Below are 13,795 nucleotides of genomic sequence, written 5' to 3' on the forward strand. Positions count from 1 at the left end.
AGCGTCGCGCGATACGCAATTTAGGGTCATGTCTTATTGACTTTGAGTTGCAATAACACTTAACCGCGCCGGGAAATAATCAGGGAAACCAGCATGAAGACTGAAACCGCTTACGCGGCGCTGCTGCTCAGCGCCGCCATGATCGCGATCATCCCGCAGGCCCGCGCGCAAGATGCGCCGCAGGCTTCTTCCGCGGCGGAGGAGAGCGATGAAGTGGTGGTTGTGGTCGGCGCGCTGACCGATGTCGATCTGGACCGCAAGGCCATTCAGGCGATGCAGGCGAACGACCTGAGCGATCTGTTCCGCAATGTCCCCTCGGTCGCGGTCGGCGGTTCGCTCGGCATCGCGCAGAAGATCTATGTCCGCGGACTCGAGGATTCGATGCTCAATGTGACGATCGATGGGGCTCCGCAGCGCGGCACCTTGTTCCACCATGTCGGCCGCGTCAGCATCGAGCCGGAACTGCTCAAGACGGTACAGGTTCAGGCCGGCGCGGGTGAGGCGGATTCGGGCTTCGGCGCGATCGGCGGCGCGATCCGTTTCCGCACCGTCGATCCCACCGACTTATTGCGCGCGGGGCGCGACTTCGGCGTGATCGCCAAGGGCGGCTGGTTCAGCAATGACGGCTACAAGCTGTCGGGCACCGCGTTTGCGCGGCTGACCGGCGATATCGGCATCCTCGCTTCGTACGTGCATGTCGATCGTGAGGACTTCAAGGATGGCAACGGCACCACATTGCGCGGTACCGCGGCGAAGCAGCAGCTCGGCTTCGTCAAGATCGGCGGCGACCTCGGCGCCGGGCATCGCCTGACGCTGAGCTATGAGCAGCGCGAGGAAGAGGGCGAATTCGGTATGCGCCCCAATTGGCCGGTGCTGGCGGCCGACCGGCTGTTTCGGGTCGAGGGCACGCGCAAGACCGCGATCGCCAATTACGGCTTTGAAACCGGCGCTGGTATCAACCTTGAGGCAAGCGGCTATTGGACGCGCACCGAATTTACGCAGGACCGGTCCGACCGCTGGGGTCTCTATGGCGCGGATATCGAAAGCTGGGGCTTCGACGCCCGCGCGCGCATCCGCCGCGGCGGGCATGACGTGACGGTCGGGTTCGAGCATCGCTCGGACCGGGTCGTCGGCCAGTATCTCGGCGCGCCCGCCAAGTGGCAGCCCTGGGCGTGGAACCCGGCGGTCAGCCGGTTCGAGGAGAAGGGCGCGCTGATGGGCGTCTATATCCAGGATCGCTGGCGCGTGGTTGAGCCGCTGCTGCTGAGCTTCGGCGCGCGCTATGATGCCTATGACCTCGATCAGGTGACCTATCGCAATGGCATCGACAGCGATGGTGTCAGCTTCAATGCGGGCGCGACGCTCGACGTGCTGCCGGGCCTGTCGCTCAACGCCGGCTATGCCGAAGCGTTTCGCGGCAAGGAGATCGGCGACGGCTTCACGCTCGAGAAGCGGCCCGGCCGCATCTCGCTTGCGCCCGGTCTCAAGCCAGAGCGGGTCGAGAATATCGAAGGCGGTGTGAAGTACGACCGCAACGGCATCACCGCCTCCGCAGTCTATTACCGCACCAAAATCCGTGACGTCGTACTCGACCAGCTCGGTGCGATCCGCACGCCCGGTACGATTCAGGACGCAGTCTATTACGAGAATGTCGGCAGTTTCAAAGCCGAAGGCTTCGAACTGCGCGCCGGCTATCGCACCGGCCCGTTCTCGATCGAGGGCTATTACAACCATTATGATTCGCGCCTCAACGACAAGCGGATCGAGGGGTATGAGCAGATTGCGCTCGGCAATTCGGTGGGCGACAACTGGGCGGTGACCGCCGCGTTCGAACCCTCGTCGGATCTGAGCCTGCGCGCCACCGTGACCCGCTATGAGGATCTCAACGACATCGAGGTGCTGTTCCGCGAGAAGCAGCTCGGCTTCGTCAACAAGACCTATTTCATCGACAAGCCGGGTTATGCGGTGGTCGATATCTCGGGCACCTGGCGTCCGTTCGGCACCGACATGATCGAGCTGCAAGCGGCGGTCTACAATCTGCTCGACAAGCAATATCGCGCGCATGCCAGCGTCGGCGACTACAGCCAGATCAACGTGGCTGGATATGAGATCGTGCGCGGTCTGCCCGAGCCGGGCCGCAACATCCGCCTCAGCGTCTCGTTCCGCTACTGATGACCTTGCCGCCACCTGCCGCAACGCGCCGGTGGCGGCCGTTCGCGCGAATCTGGCACCGCTGGTTCGGAATTCTCGGCGGGCTGTGGCTGTTGCTGCTGGCCGTCACCGGATCGGCGGTGACCTTCTATGACGAGCTCGACAGCTGGCTGAACCCGGATCTGCGGACGATCCCCGCAGCGGCGGTGCAGCACGCCTCGATCGACCTTGCCGTCACCCGGGCACAGGCGGCGCTGCCGGGGTTCGCGCCCAACAACATCCTGATGCCGTCGCATCCGCGCGGCACGATCTGGATGCTCGGCCGCGCGCCGGTGGGGGAGGGGAAACCGCGCCCCGTCCAGCTCTTCGCCGACCCGCGCGACGGGCGCGTGCTCGGCTGGCGCGAAAGCGGCAGGGTATCGCTCGACCGGCGGCATGTGATGGATGTCCTCTACGGGCTGCATGTCGATCTGCTCGCGGGCGCGTGGATGACCTGGTTCTTCGGGCTGGTGTCGCTCGCCTGGCTGATCGATCACGCCATCGCGCTGTGGCTGGCGGTGCCGGCGCTGGCGAAGTGGCGCAGCGCCTTCGCGGTCGCCGGCAAGCCGGGCAGCCTGCGCCGGTTGTTCGACTGGCACCGTGCGCCGGGCATGTGGGCGTGGCCGGTCACCTTCGTGCTTGCGCTGACTGGCGTGACGCTGGCTTGGCCCGACGACAGCCGCAGCGCGGTGGCGCTGATGTCACCGATCAACGAGCGGCTTCACGAACATTGGCCCGATGTCGAGCCGCCCGCGCGCCCGGTCGGACTCGAGGCGGCGATGGCAGCCGTAACGCCCGATCGCTCGCAGGTGCACAGTTTGCGGGTCCTGCCCGATCATGCCGCCTATGCCGTGCGCACCTTCGACCCGCGCGATCGCGACGATCAGGGGCGGCTGTGGACCTATGTCGCGATGACCGATGGCCGCGTCCTCGCGACGCGGCATGACAATGGGGAGAGCGCGGGCGACCAGTTCTTCGCCTGGCAGTATCCGCTGCATTCGGGGAAGGCGTTCGGTGCGGTCGGGCGCTGGCTCGTGTTCGTATCGGGAATCGTCACGACAGCACTCGTCATCACCGGCTGGATGCTGTGGCTGCGCAGGCGACGGCAACACCGTTCTGTCCGGGTGACTGGATAGCAAAGGGAATAAACCTGCCCCGGCGCGCGTATGCCGGGCATGTCTGTCTCCGCGTCCCCGCTTTTTCCCACCGGCACAGCGCGTGCCCGGGCCTCCGCCCGCCCGATCCGCGTGGCCTTGTTCTCCGGCAATTATGACTGCGTGCGCGACGGCGCGAACCGCGCGCTCAACCGGCTGGTGGCGCATCTGATCGGCAAGGAAGGGATGGAGGTACGCGTCTTCTCCCCGCGCGCGCCGACACCGGCGTTCGAATCCATGGGCGATGTGCGCGCCGTTCGTTCGCTCGCGCTGCCGGGGCGCCCCGAATACCGGCTGGCGCTTGGCCTGACCCGCGCGACACGGGCGGAGCTTGAGGCCTTTGCGCCCGATATCGTCCATCTTTCGGCGCCTGACCTGCTCGGCCGACAGGCGCAGAAATGGGCACGAGCTCAGGGTATCCCGGTGGTCGCGAGCCTGCACACCCGGTTTGAAACCTATCCCGCCTATTATGGCATGGGCTTCCTGCGTCCGGTGATCGAACGCTATCTCGACCGCTTCTATGGCGATTGCGACCGCATCCTCGCGCCGACCCTGCCGATCGCAGAGGAGCTTGCCGCCAAGCACGGTGCCGGCCGTGTCTCGGTCTGGGGTCGGGGTATCGATCCCGCCGCCTTCCACCCCGGGCTGCGCGACGAAGCGACTCGCGCGGCCTTCGGCTATATGCCTGAGGATGTCGTGCCGCTCTTTTTCGGGCGGCTGGTGCAGGAGAAGGGGCTGGGCGTGTTCGCGGATACGATCGATGCGTTGCGGGCTTCGGATCAATCCGTCAGGCCGCTCATCGTCGGCCATGGACCCGCGCGCGGCTGGCTCGAGAAGCGGTTGCCCGATGCGGTGTTCGCGGGGCATCTGGAAGGCGTGGCGCTGGGCCGCGCGGTGGCAAGCGCCGACATCCTGATCAACCCCAGCGTGACCGAAGCGTTCGGCAACGTGAATCTTGAGGCGATGGCGAGCGGGCTTGCGGTCGTTTCCGCCGATGTGCCGAGCGCGGCGGCGCTGATCGCGGACGGCCGCACAGGATGGCTGGTCGCTCCCCACGCGTCCGCTGCCTATGCGCGCGCGGCACGGATGCTGATGCAGGAAGCGTCGTTGCGCCGTCTAATGGGTGCCGCGGCGAGCAAGGAAGCGGAGCGCTATCGCTGGGATGACATACTGGCCGGGGTCGCGATGGACTATCGCCGCTGCCTGTCCCGCAGACGTGCCAGGGTGGACGCAGCACCGCGGTTGCTGCAGGAACTCGCGGCGTGAACCCGGATGCCGACATCCCCGGCGAACTGATCGCGATGCGCCGCTATGCGCGCGCGCTGACTCGCGACGATCAGGATGCCGACGATGTCGTGCAGGACGCGATCCTGCGTGCGATTGAGCGCAAGAAGAGCTTCAAGCCCGAATTCAGCCGCCGCGGCTGGCTGCTCGCGATCGTCCATAATGTCTTCATCTCGAGCAAGCGCCGCGAGGCGGCGGAGGCGCGCCGTAACGACCGGCTCGCCGAAGCGCTGGAGCGCAATCCCGACCTCGAGCAGGAGCAGCGCGTTCGGCTGTCGCGGATTGCCAGCGCCTATGCCAGCCTGCCCGAGCATCACCGCACGGTGCTTCACCTGACCGCCGTGGAGGGGCTGACCTATCAGGAAGTGGCCGACGTGCTTGAGGTGCCGGTCGGCACGGTGATGTCGCGGCTGTCGCGTGCGCGCGACTCATTGAAGCAACTGGAACAGGGGCCGTCTCCCTTGCGTATCGTGGGAGGGGGAAATGGCTGAGCAGTCTTCGGAGTTCGAACTCCACGCCTATGTCGACGGCCAACTCGACCCCACGCGGCGTTTCGCGGTCGAATCGCGGCTGGCGCAGGATCCCGATCGTGCGGCTTGGGTGATGGGGGAGCTGAGTAATCGCACTGCACTACAGCTGCTCGCTGACGATCCGCGCCCGGTCGCGCCCGCGGCGATCGCGCAGGTGTCGCGGCTGGGCATGGCATCGTCGAAGCGGTTCATCCGCCGTGGTGCGATCTTCGGCGGACTCTCGCTGGCGGCCGCCGCGTCGATGGTGCTGGCATGGCCGGCGGGGACGCCCGGCTATGTCGACTATGCCGTCAGCTCGCACCGGATCGCGATGATGCGTGCCAACATGCCCTCGCAGATCGAAGCGCCGACGCTCGACGCTCGGGAGATCGAGAGTCGCACCAGCATCGACCTGCCCGTGCTGCCCGTCGACTGGCGCGTAACCGATGTCCAGCTCTTCCCCACGGATGAGGGGCCGGCGCTTCAGGTCGCGGTGACCACGGGCGACGGCCTGCGTTTGTCGCTCTTCGCGCTCAAGTCGCGCAGCGATGCGCCCAAACGCCCCAGTGCGGTGCGTGAAGGGCTGCAATCGGTGGCCTATTGGCGGCGCAACGACATGTCTTACGCGCTGACCGGCGACGGCGAACCCGGCGCGATGGACGCGCGTGCGGAAACACTGGTTCGAAGCTGACCGCGACGGCCCCGAGGCGGAGCGTCGCGCGCTTCTCAAACAGAAAGGGCCGGGATCGCTCCCGGCCCTTTCTTCTTTTCGCTGTCGCGAGGATCAGACCGCCGAAACCTCGGCGACGTCGATCTTCACGCCCGGGCCCATCGAGGACGAGACCGCGACCTTGCGCAGATACTTGCCCTTGGCGCCCGACGGCTTGGCCTTGACCACCGCATCGACCAGCGCATCGAAGTTCGAACGCAGGTCGGCGGCCGAGAACGACGCCTTGCCGATGCCCGAATGGATGATGCCGGCCTTTTCGACGCGATACTCGACCTGACCGCCCTTGGCGGCCTTGACGGCTTCGGCGACATTCATGGTGACGGTGCCGAGCTTCGGGTTCGGCATCAGGCCCTTGGGGCCGAGCACCTTACCGAGACGGCCGACCAGGCCCATCATGTCCGGGGTCGCGATGCAGCGATCGAACTCGATCTTGCCGCCCTGCACGATCTCGAGCAGGTCTTCCGCGCCAACCACGTCCGCACCGGCTTCGCGGGCTTCGTCAGCCTTTGCGCCCTTGGCGAACACGCCCACGCGCACGGTCTTGCCGGTGCCTGCGGGCAGGGTGACGACGCCACGGACCATCTGGTCGGCGTGACGCGGGTCGACGCCCAGGTTCAGCGCGACTTCGATCGTCTCGTCGAACTTGGCGGTGGCGTTCTTCTGCGCCAGCGCGATCGCTTCGTCGACGCCGTACAGCTTCTCGCGGTCGACTGCGGTGGCCATGACCTTGGCCTTCTTCGTCAGCTTTGCCATGTGATCAGCCCTCCACCACTTCGAGGCCCATCGCGCGAGCGGAGCCTTCGATGATCTTCGTTGCCGCGTCGAGATCGTTCGCGTTCAGATCCTTCATCTTCGCGGTCGCGATGTCGGCGAGCTGCGAGCGCTTGATCTTGCCTGCAGAGATCTTGCCCGGCTCCTTCGAGCCCGACTTGAGGCCAACGGCCTTCTTGATCAGGTAGGTCGCGGGCGGCTGCTTGGTCTCGAAGCTGAAGCTGCGGTCGGCATAGACGGTGATGACGGTGGGGAGGGGCGTGCCCTTTTCCACTTCGCCGGTCGCCGCGTTGAACGCCTTGCAGAATTCCATGATGTTCACGCCGCGCTGACCCAGGGCAGGGCCGATCGGCGGCGAGGGATTGGCGGAGCCCGCAGGCACCTGGAGCTTGATATAGCCCGTGATTTTCTTAGCCATGTTTCACTCTCTAGCTGGCCGGGTCGCCCCGGCCGGTTCAAGTTTAGCGGTACAGGCGAGTGCCGAGGCGCTCTCCCGCAAATTCCAATGCTGTCGCTCTGGAAGGCGGCGCGCATAGCGCCAGTGCGCCTCAAAGGCAAGCGCGGCTGATTGTTGGATACATGTTGGATTTGAGCGGACATGAAGGATGTGGTCGCGATTCGATCGCACGCCTCTTGCCTTCCCGCACAGCAAACTTTAGGGGCGGTGGCCGCACAGGGGTGTAGCTCAGTTGGTTAGAGCGTCGGTCTCCAAAACCGAAGGCCCTCGGTTCGAGTCCGAGCTCCCCTGCCATCCTTTCCGAGGATCTCCCCTACATGTTCCGCGCGCTGTATGACTGGACGATGGGGCTTGCCGGCCATCGCCACGCCAACCGCTATCTTGCGACAATCTCCTTCGCCGAATCGAGCTTCTTCCCGATTCCGCCCGATGTAATGCTCGTGCCGATGGTGCTGGCGCGGCGCGATCAGGCGTACCGCATCGCGACGATCTGCACGATCGCCTCGGTGCTGGGCGGCCTGTTCGGCTATGCCATCGGCTATTTCCTGACGGGCTTTGCGCATCAGGTCCTCGAATTCTTCCGCCACGGCGCGTTCGAGGACTTCACCGCCGCCTATCAGAAGTACGGCGCGGCGCTGATTCTGGTGAAGGGGCTGACCCCGATCCCGTTCAAGCTGGTGACGATCGCCAGCGGTCTTTCGCATTACCCGCTGGGCATGTTCATCCTGCTCTGCACCATCACTCGCGGCGCGCGTTTCTTCCTCGTCGCGTTCCTGCTCAAGAAATATGGAGAACCTGTGCAGAAGGTGCTCGAGGAGCGGCTGAATCTGATTGGTTGGATCGTCCTGGCGGCGCTAATCGGTGGATTCGCGGTGGTGGCGCTGATCTAGTTTTTCATGCCGTGACTGCCGACCGTGCAGTCAAAACGGGTAGGCTCGCGAATCGGGTTAGCCAATATTATGAATATTGCGTTATGAGTTGCGCACTTACACCGTTTGTTTCGGAAATATTGCGCTTGCGAAATTAGGCGAGCGCGGCTATCTGCGCCATGCCTTTGTGCACATGAAGGGGAAGTAACGTGTTTAAGAAGATTGCTCTTGCAGTGGCAGCATCGACGATGGCGATGAGCGGTATCGCTCACGCTTCGGCAGCGCAGTCGCTCAGCCTGAAGAACGTGCCGGTTCGCGCTGCGACCGACGCGAAGAAGTCGAACGCTCAGGGCGAAGGCATCAGCCCGCTGTTCATCATCGGCGGCATCGTCGCTGTGGTTGCAGTGCTCGAGCTGACCGGCGCGATCAACATCTTCGGTGGCGATTCGGACAGCAACTAAGCTGCTGTCGATCATCATGGTCGGGAAAAATGGCGGCTCAGGCCGCCATTTTTTTTGTTCTCGCGAGATGACCGTGCTGCATTAGCGAACGGTTTGCCCTGCACAGCCTGCCATTCGCCCCGTTTCGAGCGACCAGCCGGAACGCGCGCGTAGCCGGCAGGTTGAGCCTCCTCCTGTCAGATCGCGTCTGAAGACAATCCGGCGTCCGGAGTCTTCGCGGATCCAAGAAGGAGGAAGGACATGCTCAAATTTCTCTCGGCGTTGTTCGCATCGCTGGCGCTGTTTACGGCAGCGGCGGTGCAGGCATCGCCCGCGCAATCGCTCAGCCTCGCCAACGCGCCGCAGTCCAGCCGCGCATCGACCGCGTCCGGCGCCAGCAATGCGCAAAGCGAGGTCGGAGCCGGTATCTATGTCATTGGCGCGATCGTCGCAGGATTGATGGTCTGGGGCATTGTCGAGCTGGCGAGCGGTGACGACGATCCCGACAGCCCATAGACCCGGTATTCAGTGAAGGCTCTCAGCGGGCGCCCTGATACGGGCGCCCGTTTTCGTCCGTGCACACAGGCCTTGCCCCGCCGCGCCCGACTCGCTAGATACCAGCCCCAATCCGACAGCGTGATGGGTGTTCGCCGGGTCTCTCAAGAGGGGCCGGGCGGAGGAACCTGTCCCGAAGCCGGGCAACCAATTTGCGAGGCAACAGGTGGCCAAGACCAGTCCGCTCGAATTCATGCGTCAGGTACAGGCAGAGACCAAGAAGGTCGTCTGGCCGACCCGCAAGGAAACCGTGATGACCGCCGTGATGGTGCTCATCATGGCGACTCTGCTCGGCCTGTTCTTCTTCGGCGTTGACCGCGCGTTCGGCGCGCTCGTCAACTTCCTGCTCAGCCTGGCTGCATAACTGAGCCAATAACGGGATAATCCATGGCGCGCTGGTACATCATTCACGCCTATTCGGGCTTCGAGAACAAGGTTCGGGACCAGATCCTGTCCGACGCGACGCGGCTTGGCCTCGACGCGCTGGTTGAGGCGGTCGAGGTTCCGGTCGAGACCGTGACCGAGGTTCGCCGCGGCAAGAAGGTCCAGTCGGAGCGGAAATTCTTCCCCGGCTACGTCCTAGCCAAGCTGGCGATGAACGACGACGTCTACCACCTCGTCAAGAACACGCCCAAGGTGACCGGCTTCCTCGGCAGCTCGGGCAAGCCCCAGCCGATCAGCGAGGCCGAGGCCGCACGCATCCTCAACACCAAGGAGGAAGCCGCCGCCGCGCCGAAGACGCAGATCAAGGTCGATTACGAGATCGGCGATGCAGTCAAGGTGCTGGAAGGCCCGTTCGCGAGCTTCAATGGCGTGGTCGAGGAACTCGACTTCGACAAGTCCAAGGTCAAGGTCAGCGTATCGATCTTCGGCCGCGCGACCCCGGTCGAGCTGGACTTCGATCAGGTCGAACGCTCGAAGTAATCACCGCGACATCGCAGAGTTACGGAAGGCCGGGGCGAAAGCTCCGGCCTTCTTGTTTTGGTGATCGGCTAGCGCCACCCGACCAGGCTACCGGCGATCGGCTGTTTTCCATTATCCCAGGTCATTTGCATCGCCAGTCCCAGCTCGGCGGCAAAGGGGCCATAGAAATAGCCAAGCACGCGGCCTGAAAATGCACCGTCCGCATTGCGCAACGTGCCGCTGATCCTTCCCGTAGAGGCATCGTAACTCGCTTCCAGAGCGAGCTGGATCTTAAGCGGCTCCGTGCCGGTGATATACGCTGTTTGCTCAGCCAGGATGTTGCCGCGAACAGTGCGGGCGGCAAAGTCGACGTGGACCGGCTGGGAGGTCCAGCCAATCGGCATCACCCTGTGCTGGGAAACGAGCCTGGCGTTCCAGGAGGTGTTGAAACGAACCGTCCCCGTTGTTGGAAGCTCGCCGGGCACCGTGGTGGTGCCGATCATGAATGTTTTGTACGTGCTGGAACTGACCTTAGCCCTAGCCGGATTTTCGAAATAGGAAGATGATTCTTCGACAACCGCTGAGAAGATGTACTTGGGATTCGAATAAGATCCAAAGCGCGCAGTGATCTGGCTATTGAAGTCGTATAGGGTCGCGTGCCCGGATGTCGTCCTGAAGTAATTCGCAAATTTAAGGCCGTTGTCTGGGTGGATCGGATATAGCTCAGGCCGCTTGAGTATTTCTGTTGTTCTTCCTGAAAATCCCAGTTCACCACTCTCGGGATCCCAGCTCAGTACCGTGGCGTTCATATCCGTGATCACGGCCTCGCCGGATTCGAATGTGTAATAAGGCGATGTGTTCTGAGTGTAGCGGTTTAGCATCCGGAACTCGGCCGCGATCGTTGGCATCCGGAACGAGCGGGATAAATCGAGCTGGAAATAGGGGACTGTCGATACAGGCGTTGGCGTCGGGGTGCTCGCGACGATAATTGTTCCGCTCCCGTTCTGGGAGCCGCCGCCACCACAGGCCGTGGTTGCAACGCCTAACGCACACGCGACAATCTTAAGCCTACTCATTCCTCCCCCTCTTCTCAGAAGACTGCGAGTTCCCCCCGGAACCGCCGATCGCTCGGCACGGATATAGCGAAAGTGAATGGGCGTCAGCTTCAATCGATCGCCACGATCATGGCTGAATCGATCACATTTTGGGGAAGGTGATCTGCGCGATCCTGAGGCCGATTTCCGGCTTGACCTTGTCCAACCTGTGACCTGACCAGGGGCTGGAGGCGCGAGGTGTTTGCGCGGGCGCGGCCACCGCGAAGTTGTGGCATGTTCAAGCGAGACCCTTCGAATCGATGGGAGAGGCGTATGCGACGGCACCTGCTGGTTTGGATCGTCAGCCTTCTGGTCGTCGGCACGGCGCAGGCGGCGGCGTCGCCTCCGCCACGCAAGGCGCCTGCGCTCAACGACCGGCTGACGCTCGCGCCTTGCCGCATCTCCAGGGAAGCGAACGGGGGGGCGGGTAAGCGGGTGGATGTGGATGCGCGCTGCGGCACGTTCCGGGTACCCGAGAACCGCAGCCTCGCGCGATCGCGCATGCTCCCGCTGCGGGTAGTGATCCTGCCCTCGCGGTCGAGCCGCCCGCGCGAGCCGGTCTTCATTCTCTCCGGAGGGCCGGGCCAGCCGGCGACCGAACAGGCTCAATATTATCATGGCGGGTGGCAATCCGAGAATCATGATGTGGTGCTGCTGGACCTGCGGGGGACCGGCGAGGGAACGGCGCTCAATTGCAACCTTGGCGGCTCGGACGAAGATCTTCAGGGGTATCTCAACGGCTATCTGGCGGATGGTGCGGGCTATGCCGCTTGCCGTGATGCGCTCCAGCGGCGTGCCGACTTGCGCCAGTACACGACCATGAGCGCGATGAAGGATCTGGATGAGCTGCGGCAGGCGCTCGGCTATCGCAGGATAAATCTGGAGGGCGGTTCCTACGGGACGCGCGCGGCGATCACCTATATCCGGATGTTCCCAAAGCGCGTCCATGCGGCGCTGCTCTTCAGTCTGGTGCCGATCGAGAACCGCGCGCCGCTTTACCATGCCGCGGCGGCACAGCGGGCCTTCGACGTGCTCGTCGCGCAATGCCAGGCGGACGCGCAGTGCCGCGCTGCCTATCCCGACATCGCCGGCGACCTTCGGGCCGTGCTCGAACGGCTACGCGCCGAACCGGCCCGAGTACGTGTGCCCCACCCGGTGACCGCGGTCCCGACCGAGGTTCGCCTCGGTGCTTCCGGTTTCGCGGATGCGCTGCGCGTGATGCTCTATTCGGTCGATTCGGGGCGGCGCGTGCCGTTGCTCCTCAAACGCGCGCGCGCAGGCGACCTTGTTCCGTTCGCCGAGGCGGCACTACGGAGCAGCAGGGGGTTCACGCAGAGCATCCGCGCCGGCCTGCTGCTTTCCTTCACCTGCACAGAGGATGTCTCGAGAATTCGGCCTGAGGAGGTCGCAAAGGAGACGGCGGGGAGCTTCATCAGCGCCCAGCGTGTGCGCAACCAGATGGCCGCATGCTCGGTGTGGCCGAAGGGGGATGTGCCGAAAGACTATTATCGTCCGCTTCGATCGCAAGTCCCCGCGATACTCGTCTCGGGCAATCTCGATCCGGTGACGCCGCCGAGCTGGGGGGAGATCGCGTTGCGCTATTTCCCGAACGGCATCCATATCGTGCTTCCGGGCACCCATACCCCGACCAACGACTGCGTGAACGACCTGGCACGGAAGCTGTTTCTCACGGGGGCCACGCGCGGGCTGGACGGGAACTGCGCGGCCGCGACAACACTGCCGCCCTTTGTCCTGCCGGACTGAATCCAGCCGGTTCATTTCCCCTTCCAGTCCCCGATCCGCCAGCCGCCGAACATCGGCAGCTCGCGATCCTGCGGTCGTTTTGCCGGATCGGCCTTGCTCCAACCCTTGACCTGATCGAGTGCGGGCGGGGGAAGGATCTTGGGGCCGAAGAGATGGGGTATCCCCCGCGCACGGCGTTCGGCTTCGGCGATGTTGAACGCTTCCCGGGCGCGCTGCTGTTGCGCCTCGTACATCGCGCCGAGGCGGAAGCTCCGCGCTTCGCTGCTCTCTCCACGGCGGCGTTTGATGTGATCGGGTTCGGCCTGAAGGCGCACTTCCTTTTGATGGAGGTGGAGGAGCTGGAGGGCCTCGCTCGGGGTGAGCTGCGGGATCGGTGGCGGTTCGTTGTGGCGCCAGGCGTCGTCGCGATAGCTTTCGGGATCGGCGGCTTCGAGCATCGCCAGCTCCAGCCGTTCATAGCCCATCTCCAGCGCCAGCCGCATTTCGCGGGCGAAGGCGGGACTCTCTTTGCGGCGGTGGTAGAAGGCCGAATGGGTGAACCCTGCCGCCGCGGCCGACAGGCGGACGTTGGCGGTGGCGCTGAGCGCGGCAAGGAAAGTCTGTTCCGCCTCCCGGTCCAGCCGCCGCCGCCGGGCGCGACGCAGCTGAAGACGGCCCGCGGCGGTACGGAAGATGCACGGTTCGCGCTCCGGATTCTCCACCGGCCTGGCAGCGTTGAGGTGGGCATGGGCCAGCGCGAGCGCCGCGTCCCATTCCGCCGCGAAGGCGGCGTCGCAGTTGCGGCGCCTGATCATCGTCGGGTGGCGGAAGCCGAGGGTGCGTGCCGCCTCCCGCACATTGCCGGTGCGGCGCAGCGCGGCGAGGAAGGCGTCATTCTCCTGCGCCTGGCGTCGGTTGAACGGACGGCCCATCTGCCAGTGTTCCGAAACGCATTCCAACATTGCAAGCTCTGATTTGGCGCGCGGATAGCGGTTCGCGTGACCGTGAATTCGTCCCTTCGTCACAAGATTCGTCCCACCGCACCTGCGCGATTGCGGTCCGGGAGCCGGTTGCGCCAGCGCTGCCCGGCACCAGA

Annotated in this window: 15 protein-coding genes and 1 tRNA gene; 12 read left to right on the forward strand and 4 right to left on the reverse strand. The window is 64.4% G+C overall.

Annotated elements, in window-relative coordinates; translation table 11 throughout:
* Positions 1–93: 93 nt before the first annotated feature.
* The 5 genes from AC07NK_RS07160 (at position 94) to AC07NK_RS07180 (ending at position 5,828) form a co-directional block, all read left to right on the forward strand.
* Complete coding sequence (locus tag AC07NK_RS07160; RefSeq protein ID WP_495169897.1) at positions 94–2,172, forward strand: TonB-dependent receptor domain-containing protein; 2,079 nt, start codon at positions 94–96, stop codon at positions 2,170–2,172.
* Complete coding sequence (locus AC07NK_RS07165; protein ID WP_495169898.1) at positions 2,172–3,326, forward strand: PepSY-associated TM helix domain-containing protein; 1,155 nt, start codon at positions 2,172–2,174, stop codon at positions 3,324–3,326. The genes AC07NK_RS07160 and AC07NK_RS07165 overlap by 1 nt, the downstream gene beginning before the upstream one ends.
* 111 nt (positions 3,327–3,437) lie before the next feature.
* Positions 3,438–4,610, forward strand: a complete 1,173-nt coding sequence (locus AC07NK_RS07170; protein WP_495169899.1) for a glycosyltransferase family 4 protein — start codon at positions 3,438–3,440, stop codon at positions 4,608–4,610.
* Positions 4,607–5,119 (forward strand): sigma-70 family RNA polymerase sigma factor, encoded by a 513-nt coding sequence (locus tag AC07NK_RS07175; protein ID WP_495169900.1) that lies wholly within the window; start codon positions 4,607–4,609, stop codon positions 5,117–5,119. Before AC07NK_RS07170 ends, AC07NK_RS07175 begins: the two co-directional genes overlap by 4 nt.
* A complete protein-coding gene (locus AC07NK_RS07180; RefSeq protein WP_495169901.1) occupies positions 5,112–5,828 on the forward strand; it encodes an anti-sigma factor family protein in 717 nt (238 codons plus the stop codon). Before AC07NK_RS07175 ends, AC07NK_RS07180 begins: the two co-directional genes overlap by 8 nt.
* Positions 5,829–5,921: 93 nt before the next feature.
* Here AC07NK_RS07180 and rplA read toward each other — a convergent pair whose 3' ends face one another.
* Both rplA and rplK read right to left on the reverse strand, forming a co-directional pair.
* Positions 5,922–6,620 carry a 50S ribosomal protein L1 gene (gene rplA, locus AC07NK_RS07185; protein WP_495169902.1) on the reverse strand — a complete coding sequence of 233 codons (699 nt, stop codon included), beginning with the start codon at positions 6,618–6,620 and terminating at the stop codon, positions 5,922–5,924.
* A gap of 4 nt (positions 6,621–6,624) precedes the next feature.
* Positions 6,625–7,056, reverse strand: coding sequence for a 50S ribosomal protein L11 (rplK, locus tag AC07NK_RS07190; RefSeq protein ID WP_495169903.1), 432 nt, complete (start codon positions 7,054–7,056; stop codon positions 6,625–6,627).
* Positions 7,057–7,312: 256 nt separating this feature from the next.
* On the opposite strand from rplK, the gene AC07NK_RS07195 reads away from it, so the two are divergent.
* The 6 genes from AC07NK_RS07195 to nusG all read left to right on the forward strand — a co-directional run bounded on the left by AC07NK_RS07195 (position 7,313) and on the right by nusG (position 9,883).
* Positions 7,313–7,389, forward strand: a tRNA-Trp gene (locus AC07NK_RS07195).
* A gap of 23 nt (positions 7,390–7,412) precedes the next feature.
* On the forward strand, positions 7,413–7,985 hold the full coding sequence (locus AC07NK_RS07200; RefSeq protein WP_495169904.1) for a YqaA family protein: 573 nt from the start codon (positions 7,413–7,415) through the stop codon (positions 7,983–7,985).
* Positions 7,986–8,173: 188 nt separating this feature from the next.
* Positions 8,174–8,425: a hypothetical protein gene (locus AC07NK_RS07205; RefSeq protein WP_495169905.1), complete on the forward strand. Its 252-nt coding sequence runs from the start codon at positions 8,174–8,176 to the stop codon at positions 8,423–8,425.
* Between the two features lie 240 nt (positions 8,426–8,665).
* Positions 8,666–8,920: a hypothetical protein gene (locus AC07NK_RS07210; protein ID WP_495169906.1), complete on the forward strand. Its 255-nt coding sequence runs from the start codon at positions 8,666–8,668 to the stop codon at positions 8,918–8,920.
* Between the two features lie 205 nt (positions 8,921–9,125).
* A complete protein-coding gene (secE, locus tag AC07NK_RS07215; protein WP_495169907.1) occupies positions 9,126–9,323 on the forward strand; it encodes a preprotein translocase subunit SecE in 198 nt (65 codons plus the stop codon).
* A gap of 23 nt (positions 9,324–9,346) precedes the next feature.
* Positions 9,347–9,883 carry a transcription termination/antitermination protein NusG gene (gene nusG / locus AC07NK_RS07220; RefSeq protein WP_066576721.1) on the forward strand — a complete coding sequence of 179 codons (537 nt, stop codon included), beginning with the start codon at positions 9,347–9,349 and terminating at the stop codon, positions 9,881–9,883.
* 68 nt (positions 9,884–9,951) lie between these two features.
* On the opposite strand, the gene AC07NK_RS07225 is transcribed toward nusG, so the two are convergent.
* Positions 9,952–10,938, reverse strand: a complete 987-nt coding sequence (locus AC07NK_RS07225) for a HupA family protein (RefSeq protein WP_495169908.1) — start codon at positions 10,936–10,938, stop codon at positions 9,952–9,954.
* Between the two features lie 291 nt (positions 10,939–11,229).
* On the opposite strand from AC07NK_RS07225, the gene AC07NK_RS07230 reads away from it, so the two are divergent.
* Positions 11,230–12,720: an alpha/beta fold hydrolase gene (locus tag AC07NK_RS07230; RefSeq protein WP_495169909.1), complete on the forward strand. Its 1,491-nt coding sequence runs from the start codon at positions 11,230–11,232 to the stop codon at positions 12,718–12,720.
* 11 nt (positions 12,721–12,731) lie between these two features.
* On the opposite strand, the gene AC07NK_RS07235 is transcribed toward AC07NK_RS07230, so the two are convergent.
* Complete coding sequence (locus AC07NK_RS07235) at positions 12,732–13,631, reverse strand: hypothetical protein (RefSeq protein WP_495169910.1); 900 nt, start codon at positions 13,629–13,631, stop codon at positions 12,732–12,734.
* Between the last annotated feature and the right edge of the window lie 164 nt (positions 13,632–13,795).

It is taken from the genome of Sphingomonas sp. GW821-FHT09B04, from assembly GCF_059418285.1.

What these genes read in the sequence shown, in the direction of transcription:
- AC07NK_RS07160 (WP_495169897.1), top strand. Translation starts at nt 94, where the DNA reads ATGAAGACTGAAACCGCTTACGCGGCGCTGCTGCTCAGCGCCGCCATG.
- AC07NK_RS07165 (WP_495169898.1), top strand. Translation starts at nt 2,172, where the DNA reads ATGACCTTGCCGCCACCTGCCGCAACGCGCCGGTGGCGGCCGTTCGCG.
- AC07NK_RS07180 (WP_495169901.1), top strand. Translation starts at nt 5,112, where the DNA reads ATGGCTGAGCAGTCTTCGGAGTTCGAACTCCACGCCTATGTCGACGGC.
- rplA (WP_495169902.1), bottom strand. Translation starts at nt 6,620, where the DNA reads ATGGCAAAGCTGACGAAGAAGGCCAAGGTCATGGCCACCGCAGTCGAC.
- rplK (WP_495169903.1), bottom strand. Translation starts at nt 7,056, where the DNA reads ATGGCTAAGAAAATCACGGGCTATATCAAGCTCCAGGTGCCTGCGGGC.
- AC07NK_RS07200 (WP_495169904.1), top strand. Translation starts at nt 7,413, where the DNA reads ATGTTCCGCGCGCTGTATGACTGGACGATGGGGCTTGCCGGCCATCGC.
- AC07NK_RS07210 (WP_495169906.1), top strand. Translation starts at nt 8,666, where the DNA reads ATGCTCAAATTTCTCTCGGCGTTGTTCGCATCGCTGGCGCTGTTTACG.
- nusG (WP_066576721.1), top strand. Translation starts at nt 9,347, where the DNA reads ATGGCGCGCTGGTACATCATTCACGCCTATTCGGGCTTCGAGAACAAG.
- AC07NK_RS07225 (WP_495169908.1), bottom strand. Translation starts at nt 10,938, where the DNA reads ATGAGTAGGCTTAAGATTGTCGCGTGTGCGTTAGGCGTTGCAACCACG.
- AC07NK_RS07230 (WP_495169909.1), top strand. Translation starts at nt 11,230, where the DNA reads ATGCGACGGCACCTGCTGGTTTGGATCGTCAGCCTTCTGGTCGTCGGC.
- AC07NK_RS07235 (WP_495169910.1), bottom strand. Translation starts at nt 13,631, where the DNA reads ATGGGCCGTCCGTTCAACCGACGCCAGGCGCAGGAGAATGACGCCTTC.